This is a genomic window from Streptomyces sp. NPDC051738 (genome assembly GCF_044453205.1).
Taxonomy (GTDB): Bacteria; Actinomycetota; Actinomycetes; order Streptomycetales; family Streptomycetaceae; genus Streptomyces.
On the sequence record NZ_JBITCM010000010.1, the window covers coordinates 297,928 to 317,579 of the forward strand.

Here is a 19,652-nt window from a genome sequence, read left to right on the forward strand (position 1 = left end):
CGTGAACACGGAACGCCGAGCGCCCCTCGACCGCAACCGGGTCGCCGACACCGCCCTCAAGCTGCTGAACGAGGTCGGCCTGGACGGCCTGACGCTGCGCGCCATCGCCAAGGAACTGGACGTCAAGGCGCCGGCCTTGTACTGGCACTTCAAGGACAAACAGGCGCTGCTCGACGAGATGGCGACCGAGATGTACCGCCGGATGGTCGCCGGGACGCCCCTCGACCCCGGCGACACCTGGCAGGAGCGGCTGCTCACGTCCAACCGCGGGCTGCGCGCGGCGCTGCTCGGCTACCGCGACGGCGCGAAGGTCTTCAGCGGCTCACGCTTCACCGGCATCGAGCACGCCGAGCAGATGGAGGCCAACCTGCGCCTCTTCACGGCCGCCGGCTTCACCCTCGCGGACGCGGTCCGCGCGACCTCGACGACGTACTTCTACACCCTCGGCTTCGTCACCGAGGAACAGGGCGTCGAGCCCGTGGCGGGCGAGCGCCGGGAAGGGTACGACGTACACGAACGCGCCCGCCTGATGGCCGACTTTCCCTTGTCGGCTCAGGCGGGCGCGGAGATCTTCGCTGACTACGACCGGCACTTCGAAGAGGGCCTGGCGGTGGTGATCGCCGGGATCGGGGTGCGGTACGGGGTCAGGTGAGGCTCGCGGATCAGGTCTGGGTGCCTGTCCACCGGTAGTAGGAGGCGGCGACCTGGCCGGCGTCTGTGGAGTAGACGGCGTCCCTGACGTCGCTCGTCCTCAGGATCGACTCGCTCCCGGTGCCCAGCAGGCCCTGGAGCCTCTTGATGTCGGCGGTGTAGTAGAACAGCTGGCCGTTCTCGCCGCTGTTGCAGGTACTCGTCCAGACGGCGTTGACGTCCGTCTTGTTGTCGGTCATCAGACAGAGCCCGGTCTCCCGGTTCTTGAGTTGCTTCCAGGTGCCGCTGCCCACCCAGTCCCAGTCCTGGCGGTCGCCTCCGTTGCAGGTAGTCGCGAACGCGGACCCGGCTCCGCCGGTCAGGCAGGTGCCGAACCGCTCGTTCTGGAACTGCCAGTAGGTGGGCGCCGCCTGCGCGGACGACGGGAGAATCATGCCCGCGCCCACAGCCAGCGTGCTGAGCGCGGTGACGGTGGCGAGTCGCAGCTTCTTCACTACAAACCTCTCTCTCAGGAGCGGGAAGTGAACCGAGCAACAGCATTGCTGGCTGGGGCAGTTGAGGCATTGGCGCTCAGAACACACTCATGTGGCATTCCGTCCACTCAGGACACCGGCCTGCCGCCGGAAGTCCGTCGGCGGGATGCCGTACGCCGCCCGGAAGGCCCGGGTGAAGTCGGTGGCGCGGGCGAAGCCCCAGCGCGCGGCGATGGCATGGACCGGGGTGGCCGCCTGGGCCGGGTCGGCGAGGTCGAAGCGGGCGCGTTCCAGGCGTCGGCGGCGGATGTACGCGGCGACGGTCTCGCTCTCGTCCTCGAAGAGGCGGTGCAGATAGCTGAGCGAGATGCCGTGCGCGGCGGCGACGGCGCGCGGCGTCAACTCCGGGTCGGCGAGGCGGCGTTGGATGAACGCCCGGATGCGTGGGGTCAGCGTCCGGCTCGGGGTCTGCGGCGGGGCGCAGAGGCCGTCGCCGGGGGAGGGGGCCAGCAGTGCCGCCACCATGTTGCCCAGGACCGTTCCCAGACGCGGTCCGTCCGCGGGCCGGAACGTGCCGGTGTCCTCCGTCAGCTGGGTGAGCAGCCGGGCCAGGAGGGCGCCCGCCCCCGTACGGCCCGTGATCAGGCGGCCCGGCATCCGGTCCGCCTCGCCAGGGGGCAGGGGGAGCAGCGCCTCGGGGATCCCGACGCCGACGGCCCGGATCGGGCCGGAGCGCAGCCGCAGCGGTCGTAAGTGGTCGTCGAAGTGGAAGTCGCCCGCGCGCAGGGGCGTTTCGCGCCCGTCGCGGACGATCGCGGCCTCGCCCTCCAGGAGCAGGACCAGGTGGAACTGGCGGGTGGCGGTCCGCCGGACCGGCGCGAGGGCCCGGGAGAACAGTGGCGGGCAGGTCACGGACCACACCGATGCCGGCCCGAGTTCGACGAGCCGGACGTGTTGCCGGATGGAGACGGCAGGTCGGCCGTAGCCCCGGGTGAGTCCTCCCACGGTGTCCCGGACCTCAGCCACGAGACGCCCGGAGTGCCTGGCGGCGCCAGTCCCGTGGCGGCATGCCGTACGCGGCGTTGAAGGCGCGGGTGAACGCCGCGTGCTCCCGGAATCCGCAGTCGGCCGCGATGCGGTGCAGTGGCACATCCCGCAGCCCGGGGTCGGTGAGCGCACTGCGGGCCCGCTCCAGGCGCCGCTGGCGGATCAGCTCCGTGACGGTGGTGTCCCGGCTCCGGAAGAGGCGGTGCAGATAGCTGACGGAGATGTGGTGGGCGGCGGCGATGGCCCGGGGTGAGAGGTCCGGGTCGGACAGGTGGTCCCGGACGAACGTCTCGATGCTCAGCAGCAGGGTTCTTCGGCGGGACTCGTCCGGCAGCGGCGGGCGGGTGTCCAGGTGGTGGGCGAGCGTGGCGGCCAGCAGGTCCAGGGTCACCGTGCTCAGGCGGTCGATGTCGGCGCCGGTGCGGGGGATCCGGTCGGCGGCCAGGTCGCCGAGGAAGTGGGTGAGCAGCGCGCCCACGCCCTCCTGGCCGGGTAAGCGGGTCCCGAGCAGCCGGTCGGTGTGGCGGGCGGACAGCGGCAGCAGTGCGCGGGGTACGTGCGCGCGCACCAGGGTGACCGGTCCCCGGCCGGTCATCCGTACGCTGAACGGCCGCGAGCTGTCGTAGAGCGCGAGATCCCGCTCGCCCAGCAGGGCCTCGCGCCCGGCCTGGGCCACCACCAGCGCCCCCTGCCGTGGGAAGACGACCGAGCACAGGTCCGGGTCCGCCTGCCGGATCATCGCCGGGGTGCGCCGCACGAGGGACGGCGAGCAGGTCAGCTCCACGATGTTCACCGGACCGAGGTCGAGCGCCCGTGCCGTGGCCTGGAAGGGGTCCGGGTCCGGGTCCGTGATCCGCATCGGATGGTCGCTGTGGAGCAGGAAGTCGTCGAAGCGGGCCAGTCGCTCGCTCTGCGGCAGGTCCGCGCTGTGGAAAACGGTCGTGTGCACACATTCCCCCCGGGTTCGTCGAGTCGTATCGAACACCCGATCGGGGATCATAAGCGCTTCAGATGGCGGTCGGGTGGCCGCGAGAAAGGGGGCGCCGTCCGGTTACCTTTCGTTCACCTGGTAGTTGGCAGGGAGTTGAGATCCGGCGTCGAACATCTCCTACGGTCGCAGGGATCCGCCCCGGAGAGAGCCCAGGTGTACGCGTGACCAACCGCCCCCCGACACTGTCCGTGATCGTCCCGTGCTACAACATCGAGTCGTATGTGCCCGAGACCGTGACCAGCCTGGTCAACAACGAACGGGACGACTTCGAGTTCATCTTCGTCGAGGACCGGTCCACCAAGGACAAGACGTACGAAGCGCTGCTGACGCTGACGAAGAGACTCAAGAACAGCCGGGTGATACGGCACGAGCAGAACGGCGGCCTTGCCACCGCGCGCAACACCGGCATCGACGCCTCGGAGGGCCGCTACCTCACCTTCCTCGACGGCGACGACTGGCTGGCCCCGGGCTATCTCGCGGATCTGGTGGACGCCATCGAGCGGTTCGACGTCGACTTCGTACGCACCGACCACGTGCAGGTGACCGGCATCGAACGTGCCGTGCACCGGGCCCCCGAGGGCCGTCGCCACACCCCCCTCGACCCGCGCACCTCGATCCTCCCGGTCGACGACACGACCATGGTCGACTACCCCTACGCCTGGGCCGGCGTCTACCACCGTCGCCTCCTCGACAAGGGCATGCTGCGCTTCCACGACGGACTGAAGACCGCCGAGGACCGCCCCTGGATCTGGGACCTGCACCGCAAGGCCGAGTCCTACGCCGTCGCCAGCCTGCGCGGCGTCTTCTACCGCCGGGGCGTGGCCAGCTCGCTCACTCAGATCGGTGACGTCCGCCAGCTGGACTTCTTCCGCTCCTTCGACCTCGTCCTCGCCGAGCTCGCCGACGACCCCGAGGTGGGCAGGCTGCGCAAGAAGGCGCTGCGCAACTACTGCGTCGTCATCGCCCACCAGCTGCTCAGCCGGGGCCGGTTCGAACGCAGCATCGCCGCCAGGCTGAAGCAGATGGCCGCCGAGGCGCTGGGCAGGATGTCGGAGGACGAACTGGAAGAGGCCCTCGTCGGGATGGGCGAGGAGCGCGTGTACATGCTGCGCCGGATACGGGGCGGCATGAAGGGAGTGGCGGCATGATCCAGCTCTTCTTCTCGGCCACGCAGTACGCGGCCGCGACCGTCACCGCCGCCATCCGGGCCGGCCAGTTCGGCCCCCGCGAGGGCGTCCGCCGCATCCTCGTCGTCAGCAACACCGCCGCCATCCCCGAGGTCGGCACCCCGCTGGACCGGATGGCCGGCTTCGAGAAGCTGCGCCCCGAGTTCGACGAGGTGCGCTCCTGGAACGAGTTCATCTCCCCGCACCACCCGGCCGGCTGGTCCCCCCGGGGCCAGGACACCCTGCTGTGGGAGAAGGCCGTACGCCTCGCCTGGAACCTGGGCGACGAGCCCGTCGAGATCGCCTGCGAGTCCATCCAGGCCAACCCCTCCCGCGCGGTCGCGGACATCTTCGCGGACAGCCCGATCCATGTGTACGCGGACGGCCTGATGAGCTACGGCCCCACCCGCAACCGCATCCCGCACGGCATGAGCAGCCGCATCAAGCGCGTCCTGCACCTCGACCTGGTGCGGGGCCTTGAGCCCATGCTCCTGGCCGAGTACGGCGTCCCGCCCGAGGCCGTTCCGAACGAGGAGATCGTCGACGTCCTCGCGCAGATCGGCGAGTCCGGCGCCGGAATCCTCACCGAGCGCCTCCCGGCCGACAACCCGCCCACCGCCGTCCTCCTCGGCCAGTACCTCTCGGCCATCGACCTGATCACCCAGGACGAGGAGGAGCAGCTCCACATCCGCTTCCTGCGGGCCGCAGCCAGGGCCGGCCACCGGGATGTCCTGTTCAAGCCGCACCCCAGCGCACCGGCCGTCTTCAACGAGTCCCTTGAGGCGGTGGCCGAGGAACTCGACGTGCGGCTCACGGTGCTCAACGAGCCCGTCCTCGCCGAGACCGTCTTCGCCTTCCTGAAGCCGAAGCTCGTCATCGGCTGCTTCTCGACGGCCCTGATGACGGCCGCCGCCTTCTACGGCATCCCGGTCGCCCGCGTCGGCACCGACCTGCTCCTCGAACGCATCACCCCGTACGAGAACAGCAACCGCATCCCGCTGACCATCATCGACGCGGCGCTGCCCGACGCGGAGAACGCCGAGCTCGGCTCCCCGCTCGAACTCGCCGGGATGGCCGAGGACCTCGCCCCGCTGGTGCGCAGCGTCGGCTACTGCATGCAGTCCCGCAAGCACCACGCCCTGCGCGACGAGGTGACCGCCTGGCTCGGCGCCAACCTGGCCCAGTACCAGGGCTACTTCAAGCGCCGCCGCCTCACCAGCCTCCGCCTCCCCGGCGGCAGCGCGGTCCGCGCGGAGGCCCTGCGCAGGCACCCGGCGGTACGGAAGGCCGTGCGGCAGCTGCGGCAGACGACGCGGAAGTAGCGGACAGTTCCGAAAAGCGCGTTCGGCGCGTCTCCCCACCGGGGAGACGCGCCGAACGCGTCAGGGGCGCGGGGAACTGCGCGACCAGCCCCCACCGGCCCGCAGCCGAACTACGGCCCTCCTAACGGAGCGGCACGGCGGGCAACGCCTTCTTCAGCCGTGGCCCGAACGGCTTCTCCACGAACCGGTTCATCAGATAGGCCAGCCCCAGCAGGCTCAGCACGGACAGGGCGAGCGTCGTGTAGGAGCCCAGCCCGAGGCCCCGGTGCAGCACCCGGATGAAGAACCAGCCCAGGTGCTCGTGGATCAGGTAGAAGGGGTACGTCAGCGCCCCCGCCACCGTCAGCCAGCGCCAGTTGGCCCAGCTTGCCCAGCCCAGCGCCACCACCGCGACGGCGGCGAAGGCGAGGAAGACGATGGCCTGGATGACGTACGGCGAGCGGTGGAAGTCGCCCTGCGCGCCGGGGTGCCACAGCGCCGTGACCGAGTAGCGCTGGCCCAGCAGGAAGGACATGCCGACGATCCCCCACAGCAGCAGGTCGCTGCCGAAGCGGTGGATCAGGTACAGCGCGAGACCGCCGATGAAGAACGGGGCGTGGTCGCGCATCACCAGCTCGTCGGTGAGCGGGTTGTCGGCGACCCGGGCGAAGGCACCGGCCAGCGTCCACAGGATGCAGAAGGTGACGACCCGCTTGTAGGTGACGCCCTTCCAGATGACGAACAGCGCGAAGAGGACGTAGAACTTCAGCTCCACCCAGAGCGTCCAGCACACGCCCAGGACCCGCGGCACGCCCAGCGGCTGCTGCATCATCGTGAGGTTGACCAGGAGCTCGTCCGGCCGGACCGGGTGGACGACGACCGGCAACAGCACAGCGGCGCCGGTGACCATGACGATGGCCACCCAGTACGCCGGGTACAGGCGGGAGATCCGGGAGCGGAAGAAGTCGCCGAGGCTGCGGCCCCAGCTGCTCATGCAGATCACGAACCCGCTGATGACGAAGAAGAACTGCACACCCAGGCTGCCGTAGGTGGAGAACTGCGACAGCGTCGGGAACATGACCCCGGGGGACTGGTGCCAGGAGGACTCGACCTCACCGTTCTTGCCGGTGAAGTGGTACATGCACACCATCAGCGCGGCCATGAGCCGCAGACCGTCCAGGGCGCGCAGCCGGTTCTCTCTGCGCGGCCGGACGGGCTGCCGCGCGGCAAGGACCTGGTTCAGCCGGGGTTTCGCCGGTACCGGCGGTGCCGTGGCCTGGTCGGCCATGGCTTGTTCGGCCGTGGCCTGGTCAGCCGCGCTCATCGTGGGGCCCTTCCACTGGGGGTCTCGAGGTGCGTTCAGTCGTACGTGACGGCTGTTGCCATTTCATACGATGACTGAACGCTAAGTCCCTCGGACGGGTGAAAGGTGAGTGACGGCTGACGCTCAGGGAGCGCAAAGGTGTCACACGGATGAACAACCACCCCTTGTTTCTGGTTACTTTCGGCCGGCGACCTGCTTCAACGCCCGCGCCCGGCGCGCCAGTCGGCGTACGGTCGCGTTACGCGGGATGAAGGAGAGCTGGGCGGGTACGGCGCCGGGCAGGGCCAGCGAGGTCAGGCGCTTGCGCTTGAAGTAGCGCCAGGTGTGCGGGTTCAGGTGCTTGGTGAGGTAGGCCTCGGCCGGGCCGCGCAGCCCCGGGTAGATCTTGGGCTGCATCGCGAAGCCGACCGCCCGCAGCAGCGCGGCCAGTTCGTCCACCCGCGCGCGCGAGGGCATCGCCCAGGCGTTCACCGCGGCGGCGTCCACGATGTCCGGCAGCAGCGCGTCGACGATGGTCAGCGGCACGCGGTTGCTGTTCTGGTACGGCGTGAGGTGGGCCAGCACGGTGTCGGTGCCGACCCGCGCGACCGGGAGGCCGTACAGACCGGCGGCCGTGAACAGCCCGGTCGAGAAGCAGCCGACGACCAGCGCGGGCCGCAGCCGCTGGAAGGCGACCTCGGCGAGTACGGGCCGGTCGAGGAGGGTGAGTTCGGCGCCCAGCTTGCTCGCCTCGTCCTCCAGCAGCTTCGACCAGCGGGCCGGCGCGACGGGGTGCGGCTTGAACACGAGCCGGCGATGGCCGAGCGCGACGGCGCCGCGCACCATCTTGAGGTGCAGGTCCTCCTCCTCGGCGTCGGTGAGGATGCCGAGCGCGGAGAGGTACTGGCCGAGCAGCAGGGCGGGCCGGTCGTCGGCGTCCGCGGTGGTGGCGGGCAACCCGGTCTCCGCCTCGGAGAGTTCGCCGAGCACCTTCAGGAACGCCTCGGACGGCACCAGTTCGGAGGGGACGCCGAACTCGGTGAGCAGCAGCGGGGTGAGGCCCGGGACGAGATCGAGGTGCAGCAGGCGGCCGACACGGGTGCCGACCAGCGGGTCGATCTTGTCGCGCGTGGGGCCATAGCTTATGAGGCCGTCCGCGTAGACGTCGATGGGAGCGCCGGTGAACAGCTGGCACAGCGCGAGGGCCGGGTTGACCTGGACGGACTCGACGGCCAGCTGGATCTCGTCGTCGCCGAGGTTCCACAGCAGCCGTACGTACCGCTCCCACATGGGGATGTCGTTCTCGCGCGGGGACCAGCCGCTGGGATGGAACGGGGAGATGGTCTCGTTCCAGGACAGCACCTCGTCGAAGCGTTCGCGCAGTTGGGCGAAGCCCGGCATCGCGTCGACGGACGGGGTGATCTCCGGGTTGGTCGCGTTGTTGGTGACCAGCAGCAGCCGGCGGTCGGCCGGTTCGAAGAGCCCGGCGTCCAGCGCGGCGGCCAGGGTCGCGGCGCCGTACAGCGTCGAGGCGCAGAAGATCTGGGTGGTGCGAGGCATCAGGCGGCCACCGTCCGGGCCCCGACCGCCCTGCGGCGCACCCGCCGCAGCCGGCCCGCTCGCTGCGCGTCCATCGAGTCCATGACCTCCGCGAGCACGTCCTGCGGCATTCTCTTCAGGGCGGCGGCGCTCATTGAGCGCAGTTTTCGAGCCACGGCGGGTTCGAACCTCTCGATTTGTCCGAGATGATGAGCCATGATCGCGCAATAGGTACGCACGGCTTTCGGAAGCAGTTTATCGGCCTGGGGGTCAGCCGCAGTTTCCTCGATTACCTGGTCGAACGCGCGAATGAAATCCAGCTGCCGTACGTCACCGATCTGGGTGAGTGAGGACGCCACGCCGCGCCGGTAGTAGACGCCGAGCAGCCCCACCGCGGCGAAGGATTCCGCCTCCCGGTGCAGCTTCCAGATCCACGGCCGGTCCTCGGCGGTGCGCAACCCGTGCGTGAAGTGCAGGATCCCGCGGTCGACCAGACGGCGGTGGTAGATGCCGGCCCATGCGTACGCGTAGTCCACGGACGTCGACCGGTCGGCGGGCAGGATCGCCTCGCGCGGGTTCATCACCGTCCAGCGCCGGCCGTGCGGCACCCGGTGGATGCTGCGCGCCCGACCCGTGCACTGCACATGGTCCGTACGGACGAAATCGCAGCCCAACTCCTCGATGGCGGCCAGGAGTTGCGGGAAGTACCCGGGCGCCAGCCAGTCGTCGCCGTCCAGGAACGTCAGGTACTCGCCACGCGCCTTGTCGATGCCCGTGTTCCGCGCGGTGGCCAGCCCTCCGTTCTGCTCGTGTCTGACGAGCACCGCGCCCGGCAGCTCGCGCTCCGCGCGCGCGAGGATGTCCGGAGTCCCGTCCGTCGAGCAGTCGTCGACGAGGATGAACTCGAAATCCCCACGTGTGTTCGCACGCAGGCTCTTCAGGGTGTCTGGCGCGTATTGCTGCACGTTGTAGAACGGCACGATGACGGAGAGCTTGACCACGTGAGGGACGTTAGGGCTCGGTCCGGCATCCGTCTTTACTCGCAGCTTGATGTCAGGTGAACGACGCGTGGCGATGCAGTGAACCAGGCTGTTTTTCAACGACTTCTGGCCTCGATTCGTCGTTAGTCGATGTGCTGTTAACCGTTTGTTGCATTCTGGTTGGGCGGAACCTTGAAATCGCTTCCTAGCGTCGTCGACGTGCCAGCAAGTGTGACGAAGACCCGGCGAGTGGCCGTACTCGCGGATTCCGACACCCGGTGGAAATGGGGCGCGCTCACCGCGAACCGTATCGCTCCGGAGAATTCGGACATCCGTCTGGACGGCTATCTCCTGCGTGGCCGGGCCACCCCCACAGCCCGTCAGCTCCAGGAAGTCGGCGTCCACGCCGACTCCCTCCGTGAGGTGACCGCCGTCGAGTTCCTGCGGACCATGGCGCAGGAGTCGTACGACGTCCTGGTCCTCTCGCTCGTCGGCGGGGGAGTGCAGGCCATGCTGCACGGCCTGAAACGGGTCTGGGAAGAGCGCCCGGAGCGGCCCGTCGTCGTCACCGGCTATGTCGGTGTCGTCTACGAGAAGCTCGCGGACGGCCTGCTGCTGCGGCACGGCGCGGACCTCGTCCTCGCCAACTCCCGTCAGGACGCCGAGCGATTCCGCGCGGTGTACGAGGGGGTCGGCGCCGACGCCTCCTCGGTGACCGAGGTGGCGCTGCCGTTCCTCGGCGGGGAGCCCTACGCCGGCGAGCACGACCCGTACACGGTCGTCTTCGCCGCCCAGCCCTCCGTGCCGGACAGCCGCAAGGACCGTACGTACCTGCTGAACCGGCTGATCCAGCACGCCCGTAAGCACCCCGAGCGCGAGGTCCTGCTCAAGCTGCGCTCCAAGCCGGGCGAGCACACCACGCACATCGAGGAGCTGCCGTACCAGAAGCTGGTGCAGTCGCTCGACCCGCCGGCCAACTTCAAGCTGGTCTACGGGAACATGGGCGAGGTCCTCGACCGCACCGACCTGCTGGTCACCATCAGCTCCACGGCGGCCCTCGAGTCGCTGCACCGCCGTATCCCCACCGTCGTCCTCAGCGACCTCGGCGTGCGCGAGGTGCTCGGCAACCACCACTTCGTGGGCTCCGGCTGCCTCGCCTCCTGGGACCAGCTCGACGAGGGGCACAGCCCGACGGCCGACGAGGAGTGGGTGTCCCGGCAGGGCGTCTGCGCCGACGGCTCCTACGCCACCGCCTTCGACGCGGCACGCCAGCGCATCGCCAAGCTGCTGGACCGGCCCGGCGGGCGGCCCGCCCTCACGCCGTACTACACGCCGGCCACCGCGCCCGGCTATCTGCCCGGCATCCTCGCCCGCCACCACCTCGGCCCGGACGGCAGCCCGCTGCCCGGCGCCCCCGCCCATGACAAGGAGCCCGGCCCGGTCCGCCAGATAGTGCGCCGGGCGGCACGCGGCGCCTACCGCCACGGCGTGCAGCGCGTGGCCCCGGTCATCCGGCGGATGGGGGAGCTGTGAGCGACCCGACCGGGGCGCCGGGACGCGCCCCGAAGCCTTTCCAAGGAGCCCAAGGAGTAATGCCCATGTCCAACCCGGAAGCAGGTCAAGGCACTTCGGTGCCCCGCGTGCTCGCCGTGATCCCCGCGCGCGGCGGCTCCAAGGGCGTGCCCGCGAAGAACCTCATGCCCGTCGGCGGCGTGCCGCTGGTGGCGCGGGCGGTCCGTGAGTGCCGGGCTTCCAGACTCGTCACGGACGTCGTCGTCTCCACCGACGACCAGGGCATCGCCGCCGCGGCCCGGCAGGCCGGCGCCGAGGTCGTGCTGCGCCCCGCCGCCATCGCCGGTGACACCGCCACCTCCGAGGCGGCCGTGCTGCACGCCATGGACGCCCACGAGGCGCTGCACGGCGCGCCGGTGGACGTGGTCCTGCTCGTGCAGTGCACCAGCCCGTTCATCGTCCGCGAGGACATCGACGCCGTCGTCAAGGCCATCGTCGCCAACGGCGCCGACACCTCCCTGACCGTCGCGCCCTTCCACGGCTTCGTGTGGCGCCACGGCGACGACGACGCGACCGCCGCGGAGTCCGAGCGCGCGGCCACCACCGGCGGCTACGGCGTCAACCACGACAAGACCTTCCGCCCGCGCCGCCAGGACCGCCCCCAGGACTTCCTGGAGACCGGCGCCGCCTACGCGATGGCCGCCGGCGGCTTCCGCGAGCACAAGCACCGCTTCTTCGGCCGCACCGAACTGGTGCGCACCGACCCCGCCCGGGTCCTGGAGATCGACGATCCGCACGACCTGGCCCGCGCCCGCGCGCTGGCGCCGCTGTTCGACGCGGACCGACCCGGCGCACTCCCGACCGTCGACGACATCGACGCGGTCGTACTGGACTTCGACGGCACCCAGACCGATGACCGGGTGCTGATCGATGCCGATGGAAAGGAGTTCGTCTCCGTGCACCGCGGAGACGGCCTCGGCATCGCGGCCCTGCGCAAGAGCGGGCTCAAGATGCTGATCCTGTCCACGGAGCAGAACCCGGTCGTCGCCGCCCGCGCGCGGAAGCTGCAGATTCCCGTGCTGCACGGCATCGACCGCAAGGACCTCGCACTCAAGCAGTGGTGCGAGGAGCAGGGCATCGCGCCTGAGCGCGTGCTCTACGTCGGCAACGACGTCAACGACCTCCCGTGCTTCGCCCTCGTGGGCTGGCCCGTGGCGGTCGCGAGCGCCCACGACGTCGTGCGCGGCGCCGCACGCGCGGTCACCGCCACCCCCGGTGGCGACGGCGCGATCCGAGAGATCGCCAGCTGGATCCTCGGCCCCTCTCTCGACTCCCTCACCAAGTAAGGACATCTCTGCCATGAGCACCTACTCCCGCCTGCGCAACTTCGGTTCACGTGAAGTCGGCCCCGGCAAGCCCGTCTACATCTGCGGCGAGATCGGCATCAACCACAACGGTGAGCTGGAGAACGCCTTCAAGCTCATCGACGCGGCCGCCGAGGCCGGCTGTGACGCCGTCAAGTTCCAGAAGCGCACCCCCGAGATCTGCACCCCGCGCGACCAGTGGGACATCGAGCGCGACACCCCCTGGGGCCGGATGACCTACATCGACTACCGCCACCGTGTGGAGTTCGGTGAGGACGAGTACCGCCAGATCGACGAGTACTGCAAGAGCAAGAACATCGACTGGTTCGCCTCCCCGTGGGACACCGAGGCCGTCGCCTTCCTGGAGAAGTTCGACGTCCCCGCCCACAAGGTCGCCTCCGCCTCCCTCACCGACGACGAGCTGCTGCGCGCCCTGCGTGCGACGGGTCGGGCCGTGATCCTGTCGACCGGCATGTCGACGCCGAAGCAGATCCGCCACGCGGTCGAGGTCCTCGGCTCGGACAACATCCTCATGTGCCACGCCACCTCGACGTACCCCGCGAAGGCCGAGGAGCTCAACCTCCGCGTGATCAACACGCTGGAGAAGGAGTTCCCGAACGTCCCGATCGGCTACTCCGGCCACGAGACGGGCCTGCAGACCACCCTCGCCGCGGTCGCGCTCGGGGCGACCTTCGTCGAGCGTCACATCACCCTGGACCGCGCGATGTGGGGTTCGGACCAGGCCGCCTCGGTCGAGCCGCAGGGCCTGACGCGCCTCGTCCGCGACATCCGCACCATCGAGGCCTCCCTCGGTGACGGCGTCAAGCAGGTCTACGACTCGGAGCTCGGCCCGATGAAGAAGCTGCGCCGCGTCGCCGGTGTGGTCGCCGAGGCGGAGATCGCCGCGGCGGCGGGCGAGCCGGTCTCGGTCTGAGACAGACCTGACAGACCTTGCTGAATCCGGGTCCGAGTGCTCCCAGTGCGGGCGCTCGGACTCGGAGCCGGTTCCAGCGACTTCTGAATACGAGCGCCGCATGAGCGCCTTACGACGGGACGGTCGTACGTCGATGAGCACCCGCGCCGGGAACACCGGCCCCCACACTCTCGCCTTCGTCGAGAGCCCGGTACAGCTCCTGAACGTGCTGGAGTGGGCGCACACCCACCAGCACACCGTCGGTGCGGGACTCACCCTCGTCGTCCTGTCCCCGATCGACCCCATGACCCGCGGCCAGCTGCGCCGGATGGCCGAGCTGGCGCGCGACGACGGCCACGAGGTCCGCTGGGAGGAGGCGCGGGGCGGCGCGGCGGCCCCGTTCCAGACGATCGGCGGCCTCGCGGGCCTGCTCCGCCGTGCCGCCCGGATAGTCCTGGGCGACCCCTTCTCCCGCTACGTACAACTCCTCCTGACCATCACCAAGGCCCGCGACCTGGTCGTGGTCGACGACGGCACGGCCACCATGGAGTTCGTCGCCCAACTCGCCCGCGGCGAACGCCTGGTCCGCTGGCACCGCAAGGGCGGCCGCCCCGGCCCTCGCGACCTGGTCTTCGCGCCGGTGTCGTCGGCGGCCCGCAAGCGCCTCACGCCGAGCGAGCGGCGGACGGTCGAGATCTTCTCGTCCATGCCGATGGAGCAGACCCCGGACGGCGTCACGGTCACCGCCAACACCTTCGCCTGGACCCGCGACCGCTTCGGCCCGCCCCGCATCACCAAGGGCGCGGACATGGTCGGCACGTCGCTGGTCGAGACGGGCGTCGTGGACGGCGACCGCTACCTGGAGGCCGTCAGCTCCCTCGCCAAGACCCACGGCGCCACCCGCTACTTCGCCCACCGCCGCGAGAGCGCGGAGAAGCTGCACCGGCTGGCGGTGGAGACGGGCCTGGAGGTCGTACGGCCGGACCTGCCGCTGGAGCTGATCGCGCGGCGCGGTCCCATCGGCCGGACGATCCTGAGCTTCCCGTCGACGGTCGTGCACACGTTGCCGCTGGCGCTGTCCGGCACGGAGGTGCGGGTCGCGGTGTGTGACATCGACCCGGCGTGGCTGACGGAGAACGCTTCGCCTCGGGCGCAGGGGTTTTTGTCGGGGGTTACGGGGACGGCTCGGGATGTGACCCGGCTGTCGGCCGTTACGGCCGTGTGAGCGTCTTCAGGGCTTCGACGAAGGGGGCGAAGGCCGCGGCCGGGACGGTGAGGGTTCCGTAGGCCGGGGCCTTTGAGTCGCGGATGGCTATGTGGGTGCGGCGGTTTGAGATTTCCACGCAGGCGTTGCCGTCGCCACTGCCGGAGTAGGACGACTTCCGCCAGACGTCGGGGGTGCCCATGTGTTGCCTCACAGCTCTTTCGCCAGCCCGTGGATGAGGTCACGCGACCGCTCGGGTTCGAGCGACACCGCCTCCACTCTACGGAAGAGTGTTCGGAAGACGCCGAGCTGGGCTTCGGAGTCGATGAAGAGCGTGCCGTGAGGGCCGTCACGTACCACGGTGTCCAGCCTCGGAACGGTGCCGCCGGCGTACACCATGTCGGCGGTGACGTCGGCGAATTCGTCAAGCTCGAAGGGGATGACGCGCACAGTGATGTGGTCTGCCTCGGAGAGCTCCAGGATGCGGGCGAGCTGAGCACGCGAGGTGGCGCGACCGCCGACTCTGATGCGCAACGCGGCCTCGTGGACCAGGGCTTCGTACGGGATCGGTTGTGCCTCCCCGATGATGACGCGGCGCTGCATGCGATGGCGGACACGCAACTCCAGTTCACTCTGCGGGAGTTCGGGAACTCGGCGCGAGAAGAGCGCTCGTGCGTAGTCCTCGCTCTGGAGAAGGCCGGGGACGTGCAGGAAGTCGACATCCCAGCGGTAGGTGGCGTGGTGCTCCAGCTCGGAGAGGTCCAGAAACGACGTGGGCAGCAGACCCCGGTACTCCTCCCACCAGCCGCGCGTCCGGTCGGTCGCCATCGCGGTCAGGGCCTCGATGAACTCCTCGTTCGTGCAGGCGTAGTGCGCTGCGAGTCGACGCAGCCGCTGCTCGCTCACGCCTGACGTGCCCAGCTCGATCTGGCTGATCTGGACGGAGTTCACGCCGAGCAGTGCTGCTGCCTCACGGGCACTGAGCCCCGCTGCTTCGCGGAGTCTGCGCAATTCGACCGCCAGCCGCATCTGTCGCGCTGTGGGCTCGCGCTTGGTGCCCATCGACTGCTCCTTGGTTCAACGCGCTTGCAAGCGGGACTCGTTCGGGGGCCAGGTTACGCGATCGGCTTGCCGTTTCTTAAATCTAAGGTCTACCGTCGGTGATGCGACGCACACGCTGCGGAACGCCGGGATCCCCGGAAGCGCACCACTCCGTCCTGCCATGACGGCTGCGGCACTGCCACCGCCCGCTGACCGCACCCCCACTCCACCGAACAGGAGTTGAGCCATGCCCGAAGCCGAGTCCAAGCCCGAGTCCGAGCCCTGGGAGTACTCCCTGTACATCCCGAACGACGTACGCGCCGTCACCGTAAGCCGCCGCACCCTCCGCCTGATCCTCACCATGCACGGCCTGATCAACCTCGTCGACGTCGCCGAACTGCTCGCCACGGAGCTGGTCTCCAACGCCGTACGCCACACGAAGGGGCCCGCCGCCCTGAGGGTGCGCTGGGCGGCGGGCGTACTGCGGATCGGTGCCTGGGATGCGGATCCCGAACCGCCGGAAGCGCCAAGGCCGTTGGATCAGGAGGCGGCTGAGCTGGAGGACGGGCGCGGCCTCGCACTCGTCCGGGCCTGCGCCGACCTGTGGGGGTGGCAGCCGCTGTCCCGGCACGGCAACTGTGGCAAGTACGTGTGGTGCGAACTGGCCACGTAGGTCACGGCCGCTTGCGAGCCAGGACGAACGCCCGTGCGTACTTCTCTGCGTCGACCGGTTCGCGAAGGACACGAGCCTGGAGCTGGAGGTCCGCCTTGGCCAGATGGGCGGCGACCGTGTCCGGGGTGCGCCAGAAGTAGTCGAGCGAGATCTCGTGACCGAAGCGTTCGGCGAGGTGGAGATGTTCCTCGTCGCCGTCGTCGGGCCGGCCGGCCTGGAACGCGAGGAGTACATGACCGCCGGGGACCAGGACGCGGTGGAACTCGGCGAACGTGGCGGCGAGGTGCTCGGTCGGGATGTGGATGATCGAGTAGAGGGCGAGGATTCCGCCGAGCGTGTCGTCCGGGAGGTCGAGGGAGGTCATCGAGCCCACGTGGAACCGGAGTTCGGGGTGTGCACGGCGGGCAAGAGCCACCATCCGCGGCGAGAGGTCGACGCCGAAGACCGGTATGCCGAGGGCGTGGAGGTGGGCGGTGACGGACCCGGGCCCGCTGCCGAGGTCGGCGACGGGCGCGGGGAAGTGGTCGCGGGCGAGGTCGGCGAAGGCGGTCACCAGGGAGCGGTCCAGGGGGTGGCTGTCGGCCGGCCAGTCGGAGAAGGCCTCCGCGTAGGCGGGTGCGATGGCGTCGTACGAGGTACGGGTGGCGGCGAGGAAGTCGGCGTACTCGGTGGTCGCGGGGATCTGGGGGGTCTGGGGGTTCTCGGCGGTCACCCGCCGCACCCTAGTGCGGCGAGTGGAGAGGCGTCCGGGAGTTCACCAGGGGTGTGTCAGGAGTTCCCGGCCGATGGATCTCCGGGGCGCCCTTGCGGGAGATGACCGGCAGGATCCGCCACTTGCGCAGCTCAAACTCTCGGCCACCTGTAACGGCCGGTGCTCGACACCTCACACCCGACGCTCGCCGCTGCCGCTCCTTCGGTACCTTCCACACCTCCTGTTGCACCCGTACGGAGGCCGGTCACATCGTGGAGTAAGGGGCAGATCGACGACAGGAGACAGCCATGGCTCCCCAGCATCGGCGTCTGTCGAGAGTCGCGGCAGCAGCCTGCAGCACCGTGCTTGTGATGGCTGGACTCACGGCCGTCAGCACCCAGCAGGACCCGAACAACGTCGAGGATCTCCCCCCTGAAGAGATCGCGGAAAAAGCGATCGACGCCACCAAGGGCGCGGACTCCCTCCGGATAAAGGGCTCGGGGCGCAGCCACCAGGAGGAGATCCGCATCGATTTCGCCGTGGACAAGGAAGGTGACTGCGCAGGCACGATGGGCATCAACGGTGGAACTGGTCGGCTCATCATCACCGGGGATATCACGTACGTGAACGGTGACGACGCCTTCTGGACCAAGATCGCGGAAGAGGAAGGGGTCGACGCGCAAGAGCTGATCAATTTGCTCGATGGCCGTTGGCTCAAGGTGCCTCCTGGAGCAGAGGGTGCTGGTGATGCGGCCGAGTTCTGCGACATCAATGCCCTGGTCCAGGAGCTCGAGCCGTACGTCAGGGACGGGGTGAGCAAGGGGAGGGAAACCGAGGTCGACGGCAGACCAGCGATCACGTTGACCAAGGAAGAGGACGGGGCCACCACGGATACCTACGTCGCCACGGAGAACAAGCCCTACATCCTCAGGATCGTCACGCAGGGTGGGGACGAGCCCGGCGATCTCACGCTGACCGACTACGGCCAGCCCGTTTCGGCGACCGCCCCATCATCTGAAGACGTCGTCGACGTAGGGCAGCTGGAATAACCGGGCCCTCCCTTCGCAAGCGCGTGAACGACTGGCGCGACGGCAACATGCCCGCAGCCCGGTAAGTCGAAGAGGCCTCCACGCGCCGCCGGGGCCGGCCGTGCGGCGACTGGGCGGACGTTCGGGTGTTCACCCCGGGTCCGCGATCCCGACAGACGAACACAACCGACGGTTCTGTCCGCATCGTGGTATGCGTTGAGGTGTGGATGGCTGGCATCGTCACTCTCCGTCTCCGTCGGTTCCATGATCGACTCGGCGGAAAGGCGGGCGAGTTTACCCACCCAAATCGATACCTACGCGTCGGGCGGCCAGATTTTCTTCCCCAAACGGGTTGAACTTTTGTTGATCGAGGGTCAGTTGGCCACCTCGGCGTCCTACCCTTCAGAGGGTGAACCAACTGATGTCCCCAGAGTCCGAGGCCGATCACCCAGGGGAAGCCGCCCTTCCCGGCACCCTGCCGGAGGCGCTCCGTGCCGAACTCATCGAGTTCCGGCGCGACTTGCACATGCACCCTGAGCTCGGCAACCAGGAGTTCCGTACGACCGCCGCGATCAAGGCCCGCCTGGAGAAGGCCGGCCTGAAGCCCCGCGTGCTCGCCATCGGAACCGGGCTCATCTGCGACATCGGGGAGTGGGACGGCGGGCGGCCCATGCTCGCCCTGCGCGCCGACATCGACGGCCTGCCCATCCCGGACACGAAGAGTGAGTGCCCGTATCGGTCGAAGGTTCCCGACCGGGCACACGCCTGCGGCCACGACGTCCACACGACCGTCGTGCTGGGCGCCGGGCTGGTCCTGGCCGAGCTGCTCAAGCGCGGGCAGCTGCCCCGTCCCGTCCGGCTGGTCTTCCAGCCCGCCGAGGAGGTGCTCCCCGGAGGTGCCGCCGACGTCGTCGAGTGCGGGGTGCTGGAGGGTGTGGGGCGGATGCTCGCCGTGCACTGCGACCCCAAGGTGGACGCGGGGAAGATCGGGCTGCGGGAGGGCGCCATCACGTCCGCCTGCGACCGGCTGGAAATCGCCCTCGACGGGCCCGGCGGGCACACCGCTCGCCCCCACCTGACGACCGACCTCGTCACCGCGGCCGCCCGGGTCGTCACCGACGTACCCGCCATCGTCGCCCGGCGCGCCGACGCCCGCAGCGGGCTCGCCGTGACCTGGGGGCGCGTCGAGTCCGGCCACGCGCCCAACGTCATCCCGCAGCACGCCGAGCTCTCCGGGACCGTGCGCTGCCTCGACCTCGACACCTGGCGGCAGGCGCCCGACCTCGTCGTCGCCGCCATCGACGAGGTCGCCAACCTGCACCGCGCCAAGTCGGAGATCAACTACGTCCGCGGGGTCCCGCCCGTCGTCAACGACCCCGACGCGACGGAGCTCATGCGCGCCGCCATGGCCGCTCGCCGTGGGGCCGACTCCGTCGAGGGGACCGAGCAGAGCCTCGGGGGTGAGGACTTCTCCTGGTACCTGGAGCATGTCCCCGGCGCCATGGCTCGGCTGGGTGTGCGTCTGCCGGGTGATCGGGTCGGCCGGGATCTGCACCAGGGTGACTTCGACGTCGATGAGTCCGCCATCACGGTGGGGGTGGAGCTGTTCACGGCGGCTGCGCTTCTCGACTCCGCGGGTTAGGCGGGGTGGCGCGCCTTCGCCGTAGGGGGTGCGGTCGTGTGGCGGCTGCGGGGCCGTCGTGGCTGGTCGCGCCCGCGCGGCGGAGCCGCATGTCAATACCGCCCCGCGCCCCTGAGGGACGCTGCCCTGCGCG

19 protein-coding genes are annotated in these 19,652 nt (G+C 69.6%); 10 read left to right on the forward strand and 9 right to left on the reverse strand.

The window, feature by feature from the left end; all coding sequences use genetic code 11:
- The first annotated feature begins 1 nt into the window (after window position 1).
- Window positions 2-652: a TetR/AcrR family transcriptional regulator C-terminal domain-containing protein gene (locus ACIA8X_RS24815; protein ID WP_393453766.1), complete on the forward strand. Its 651-nt coding sequence runs from the start codon at window positions 2-4 to the stop codon at window positions 650-652.
- A gap of 10 nt (window positions 653-662) precedes the next feature.
- On the opposite strand, the gene ACIA8X_RS24820 is transcribed toward ACIA8X_RS24815, so the two are convergent.
- The 3 genes from ACIA8X_RS24820 to ACIA8X_RS24830 all read right to left on the reverse strand — a co-directional run bounded on the left by ACIA8X_RS24820 (window position 663) and on the right by ACIA8X_RS24830 (window position 3,120).
- Window positions 663-1,145: a hypothetical protein gene (locus ACIA8X_RS24820; RefSeq protein WP_393453769.1), complete on the reverse strand. Its 483-nt coding sequence runs from the start codon at window positions 1,143-1,145 to the stop codon at window positions 663-665.
- 87 nt (window positions 1,146-1,232) lie between these two features.
- Window positions 1,233-2,129, reverse strand: a complete 897-nt coding sequence (locus tag ACIA8X_RS24825) for a helix-turn-helix domain-containing protein (RefSeq protein ID WP_399459124.1) — start codon at window positions 2,127-2,129, stop codon at window positions 1,233-1,235.
- Between the two features lie 13 nt (window positions 2,130-2,142).
- Window positions 2,143-3,120 carry a helix-turn-helix domain-containing protein gene (locus ACIA8X_RS24830; RefSeq protein ID WP_399459125.1) on the reverse strand — a complete coding sequence of 326 codons (978 nt, stop codon included), beginning with the start codon at window positions 3,118-3,120 and terminating at the stop codon, window positions 2,143-2,145.
- A gap of 203 nt (window positions 3,121-3,323) precedes the next feature.
- Here ACIA8X_RS24830 and ACIA8X_RS24835 point away from each other — a divergent pair, with 203 nt between their 5' ends.
- Complete coding sequence (locus tag ACIA8X_RS24835; RefSeq protein ID WP_393453777.1) at window positions 3,324-4,310, forward strand: glycosyltransferase family 2 protein; 987 nt, start codon at window positions 3,324-3,326, stop codon at window positions 4,308-4,310.
- Window positions 4,307-5,650, forward strand: coding sequence for a polysialyltransferase family glycosyltransferase (locus ACIA8X_RS24840; RefSeq protein WP_393453780.1), 1,344 nt, complete (start codon window positions 4,307-4,309; stop codon window positions 5,648-5,650). Before ACIA8X_RS24835 ends, ACIA8X_RS24840 begins: the two co-directional genes overlap by 4 nt.
- A gap of 121 nt (window positions 5,651-5,771) precedes the next feature.
- On the opposite strand, the gene ACIA8X_RS24845 is transcribed toward ACIA8X_RS24840, so the two are convergent.
- The 3 genes from ACIA8X_RS24845 to ACIA8X_RS24855 form a co-directional block, all read right to left on the reverse strand.
- Window positions 5,772-6,953, reverse strand: a complete 1,182-nt coding sequence (locus ACIA8X_RS24845; protein ID WP_393453783.1) for an acyltransferase family protein — start codon at window positions 6,951-6,953, stop codon at window positions 5,772-5,774.
- A gap of 174 nt (window positions 6,954-7,127) precedes the next feature.
- Window positions 7,128-8,492 (reverse strand): alpha-2,8-polysialyltransferase family protein, encoded by a 1,365-nt coding sequence (locus ACIA8X_RS24850; protein WP_399459126.1) that lies wholly within the window; start codon window positions 8,490-8,492, stop codon window positions 7,128-7,130.
- Window positions 8,492-9,472 (reverse strand): glycosyltransferase family 2 protein, encoded by a 981-nt coding sequence (locus ACIA8X_RS24855; protein WP_393453935.1) that lies wholly within the window; start codon window positions 9,470-9,472, stop codon window positions 8,492-8,494. The genes ACIA8X_RS24850 and ACIA8X_RS24855 overlap by 1 nt, the downstream gene beginning before the upstream one ends.
- 198 nt (window positions 9,473-9,670) lie before the next feature.
- On the opposite strand from ACIA8X_RS24855, the gene ACIA8X_RS24860 reads away from it, so the two are divergent.
- From ACIA8X_RS24860 to ACIA8X_RS24875, 4 genes are all read left to right on the forward strand, one after another.
- A complete protein-coding gene (locus ACIA8X_RS24860; protein ID WP_393453789.1) occupies window positions 9,671-10,984 on the forward strand; it encodes a DUF6716 putative glycosyltransferase in 1,314 nt (437 codons plus the stop codon).
- A gap of 65 nt (window positions 10,985-11,049) precedes the next feature.
- Window positions 11,050-12,309: a cytidylyltransferase domain-containing protein gene (locus tag ACIA8X_RS24865; RefSeq protein ID WP_393453792.1), complete on the forward strand. Its 1,260-nt coding sequence runs from the start codon at window positions 11,050-11,052 to the stop codon at window positions 12,307-12,309.
- 13 nt (window positions 12,310-12,322) lie between these two features.
- The gene (locus tag ACIA8X_RS24870; RefSeq protein WP_399459127.1) at window positions 12,323-13,261 is read left to right on the forward strand and encodes an N-acetylneuraminate synthase family protein; all 939 of its coding nucleotides are present in this window, start codon (window positions 12,323-12,325) and stop codon (window positions 13,259-13,261) included.
- Between the two features lie 133 nt (window positions 13,262-13,394).
- Complete coding sequence (locus tag ACIA8X_RS24875; RefSeq protein ID WP_393453938.1) at window positions 13,395-14,465, forward strand: hypothetical protein; 1,071 nt, start codon at window positions 13,395-13,397, stop codon at window positions 14,463-14,465.
- Here ACIA8X_RS24875 and ACIA8X_RS24880 read toward each other — a convergent pair.
- Window positions 14,452-14,646: a DUF397 domain-containing protein gene (locus ACIA8X_RS24880; RefSeq protein ID WP_399459128.1), complete on the reverse strand. Its 195-nt coding sequence runs from the start codon at window positions 14,644-14,646 to the stop codon at window positions 14,452-14,454. The two genes, ACIA8X_RS24875 and ACIA8X_RS24880, sit on opposite strands and share 14 nt — an antisense overlap.
- A gap of 8 nt (window positions 14,647-14,654) precedes the next feature.
- Window positions 14,655-15,506: a helix-turn-helix domain-containing protein gene (locus ACIA8X_RS24885; protein ID WP_393453801.1), complete on the reverse strand. Its 852-nt coding sequence runs from the start codon at window positions 15,504-15,506 to the stop codon at window positions 14,655-14,657.
- Window positions 15,507-15,732: 226 nt separating this feature from the next.
- Between ACIA8X_RS24885 and ACIA8X_RS24890 the strand changes: the two genes are divergently transcribed.
- Window positions 15,733-16,158, forward strand: coding sequence for an ATP-binding protein (locus tag ACIA8X_RS24890; RefSeq protein WP_399459129.1), 426 nt, complete (start codon window positions 15,733-15,735; stop codon window positions 16,156-16,158).
- A gap of 1 nt (window position 16,159) precedes the next feature.
- Here ACIA8X_RS24890 and ACIA8X_RS24895 read toward each other — a convergent pair whose 3' ends face one another.
- Window positions 16,160-16,870, reverse strand: a complete 711-nt coding sequence (locus ACIA8X_RS24895; RefSeq protein ID WP_399459130.1) for a class I SAM-dependent methyltransferase — start codon at window positions 16,868-16,870, stop codon at window positions 16,160-16,162.
- 287 nt (window positions 16,871-17,157) lie between these two features.
- Here ACIA8X_RS24895 and ACIA8X_RS24900 point away from each other — a divergent pair, with 287 nt between their 5' ends.
- Together ACIA8X_RS24900 and ACIA8X_RS24905 are read left to right on the forward strand one after the other, a co-directional pair.
- Window positions 17,158-17,898, forward strand: a complete 741-nt coding sequence (locus tag ACIA8X_RS24900) for a hypothetical protein (RefSeq protein ID WP_399459131.1) — start codon at window positions 17,158-17,160, stop codon at window positions 17,896-17,898.
- 400 nt (window positions 17,899-18,298) lie between these two features.
- Window positions 18,299-19,519 carry an amidohydrolase gene (locus ACIA8X_RS24905; RefSeq protein ID WP_393453813.1) on the forward strand — a complete coding sequence of 407 codons (1,221 nt, stop codon included), beginning with the start codon at window positions 18,299-18,301 and terminating at the stop codon, window positions 19,517-19,519.
- Window positions 19,520-19,652 lie beyond the last annotated feature (133 nt).

Coding starts and splice junctions, on each gene's coding strand:
- ACIA8X_RS24840 (WP_393453780.1), top strand. CDS start 4,307: ATGATCCAGCTCTTCTTCTCGGCCACGCAGTACGCGGCCGCGACCGTC.
- ACIA8X_RS24845 (WP_393453783.1), bottom strand. CDS start 6,953: ATGAGCGCGGCTGACCAGGCCACGGCCGAACAAGCCATGGCCGACCAG.
- ACIA8X_RS24850 (WP_399459126.1), bottom strand. CDS start 8,492: ATGCCTCGCACCACCCAGATCTTCTGCGCCTCGACGCTGTACGGCGCC.
- ACIA8X_RS24865 (WP_393453792.1), top strand. CDS start 11,050: ATGTCCAACCCGGAAGCAGGTCAAGGCACTTCGGTGCCCCGCGTGCTC.
- ACIA8X_RS24870 (WP_399459127.1), top strand. CDS start 12,323: ATGAGCACCTACTCCCGCCTGCGCAACTTCGGTTCACGTGAAGTCGGC.
- ACIA8X_RS24875 (WP_393453938.1), top strand. CDS start 13,395: ATGAGCACCCGCGCCGGGAACACCGGCCCCCACACTCTCGCCTTCGTC.
- ACIA8X_RS24880 (WP_399459128.1), bottom strand. CDS start 14,646: ATGGGCACCCCCGACGTCTGGCGGAAGTCGTCCTACTCCGGCAGTGGC.
- ACIA8X_RS24885 (WP_393453801.1), bottom strand. CDS start 15,506: ATGGGCACCAAGCGCGAGCCCACAGCGCGACAGATGCGGCTGGCGGTC.
- ACIA8X_RS24890 (WP_399459129.1), top strand. CDS start 15,733: ATGCCCGAAGCCGAGTCCAAGCCCGAGTCCGAGCCCTGGGAGTACTCC.
- ACIA8X_RS24900 (WP_399459131.1), top strand. CDS start 17,158: ATGGCTCCCCAGCATCGGCGTCTGTCGAGAGTCGCGGCAGCAGCCTGC.
- ACIA8X_RS24905 (WP_393453813.1), top strand. CDS start 18,299: ATGTCCCCAGAGTCCGAGGCCGATCACCCAGGGGAAGCCGCCCTTCCC.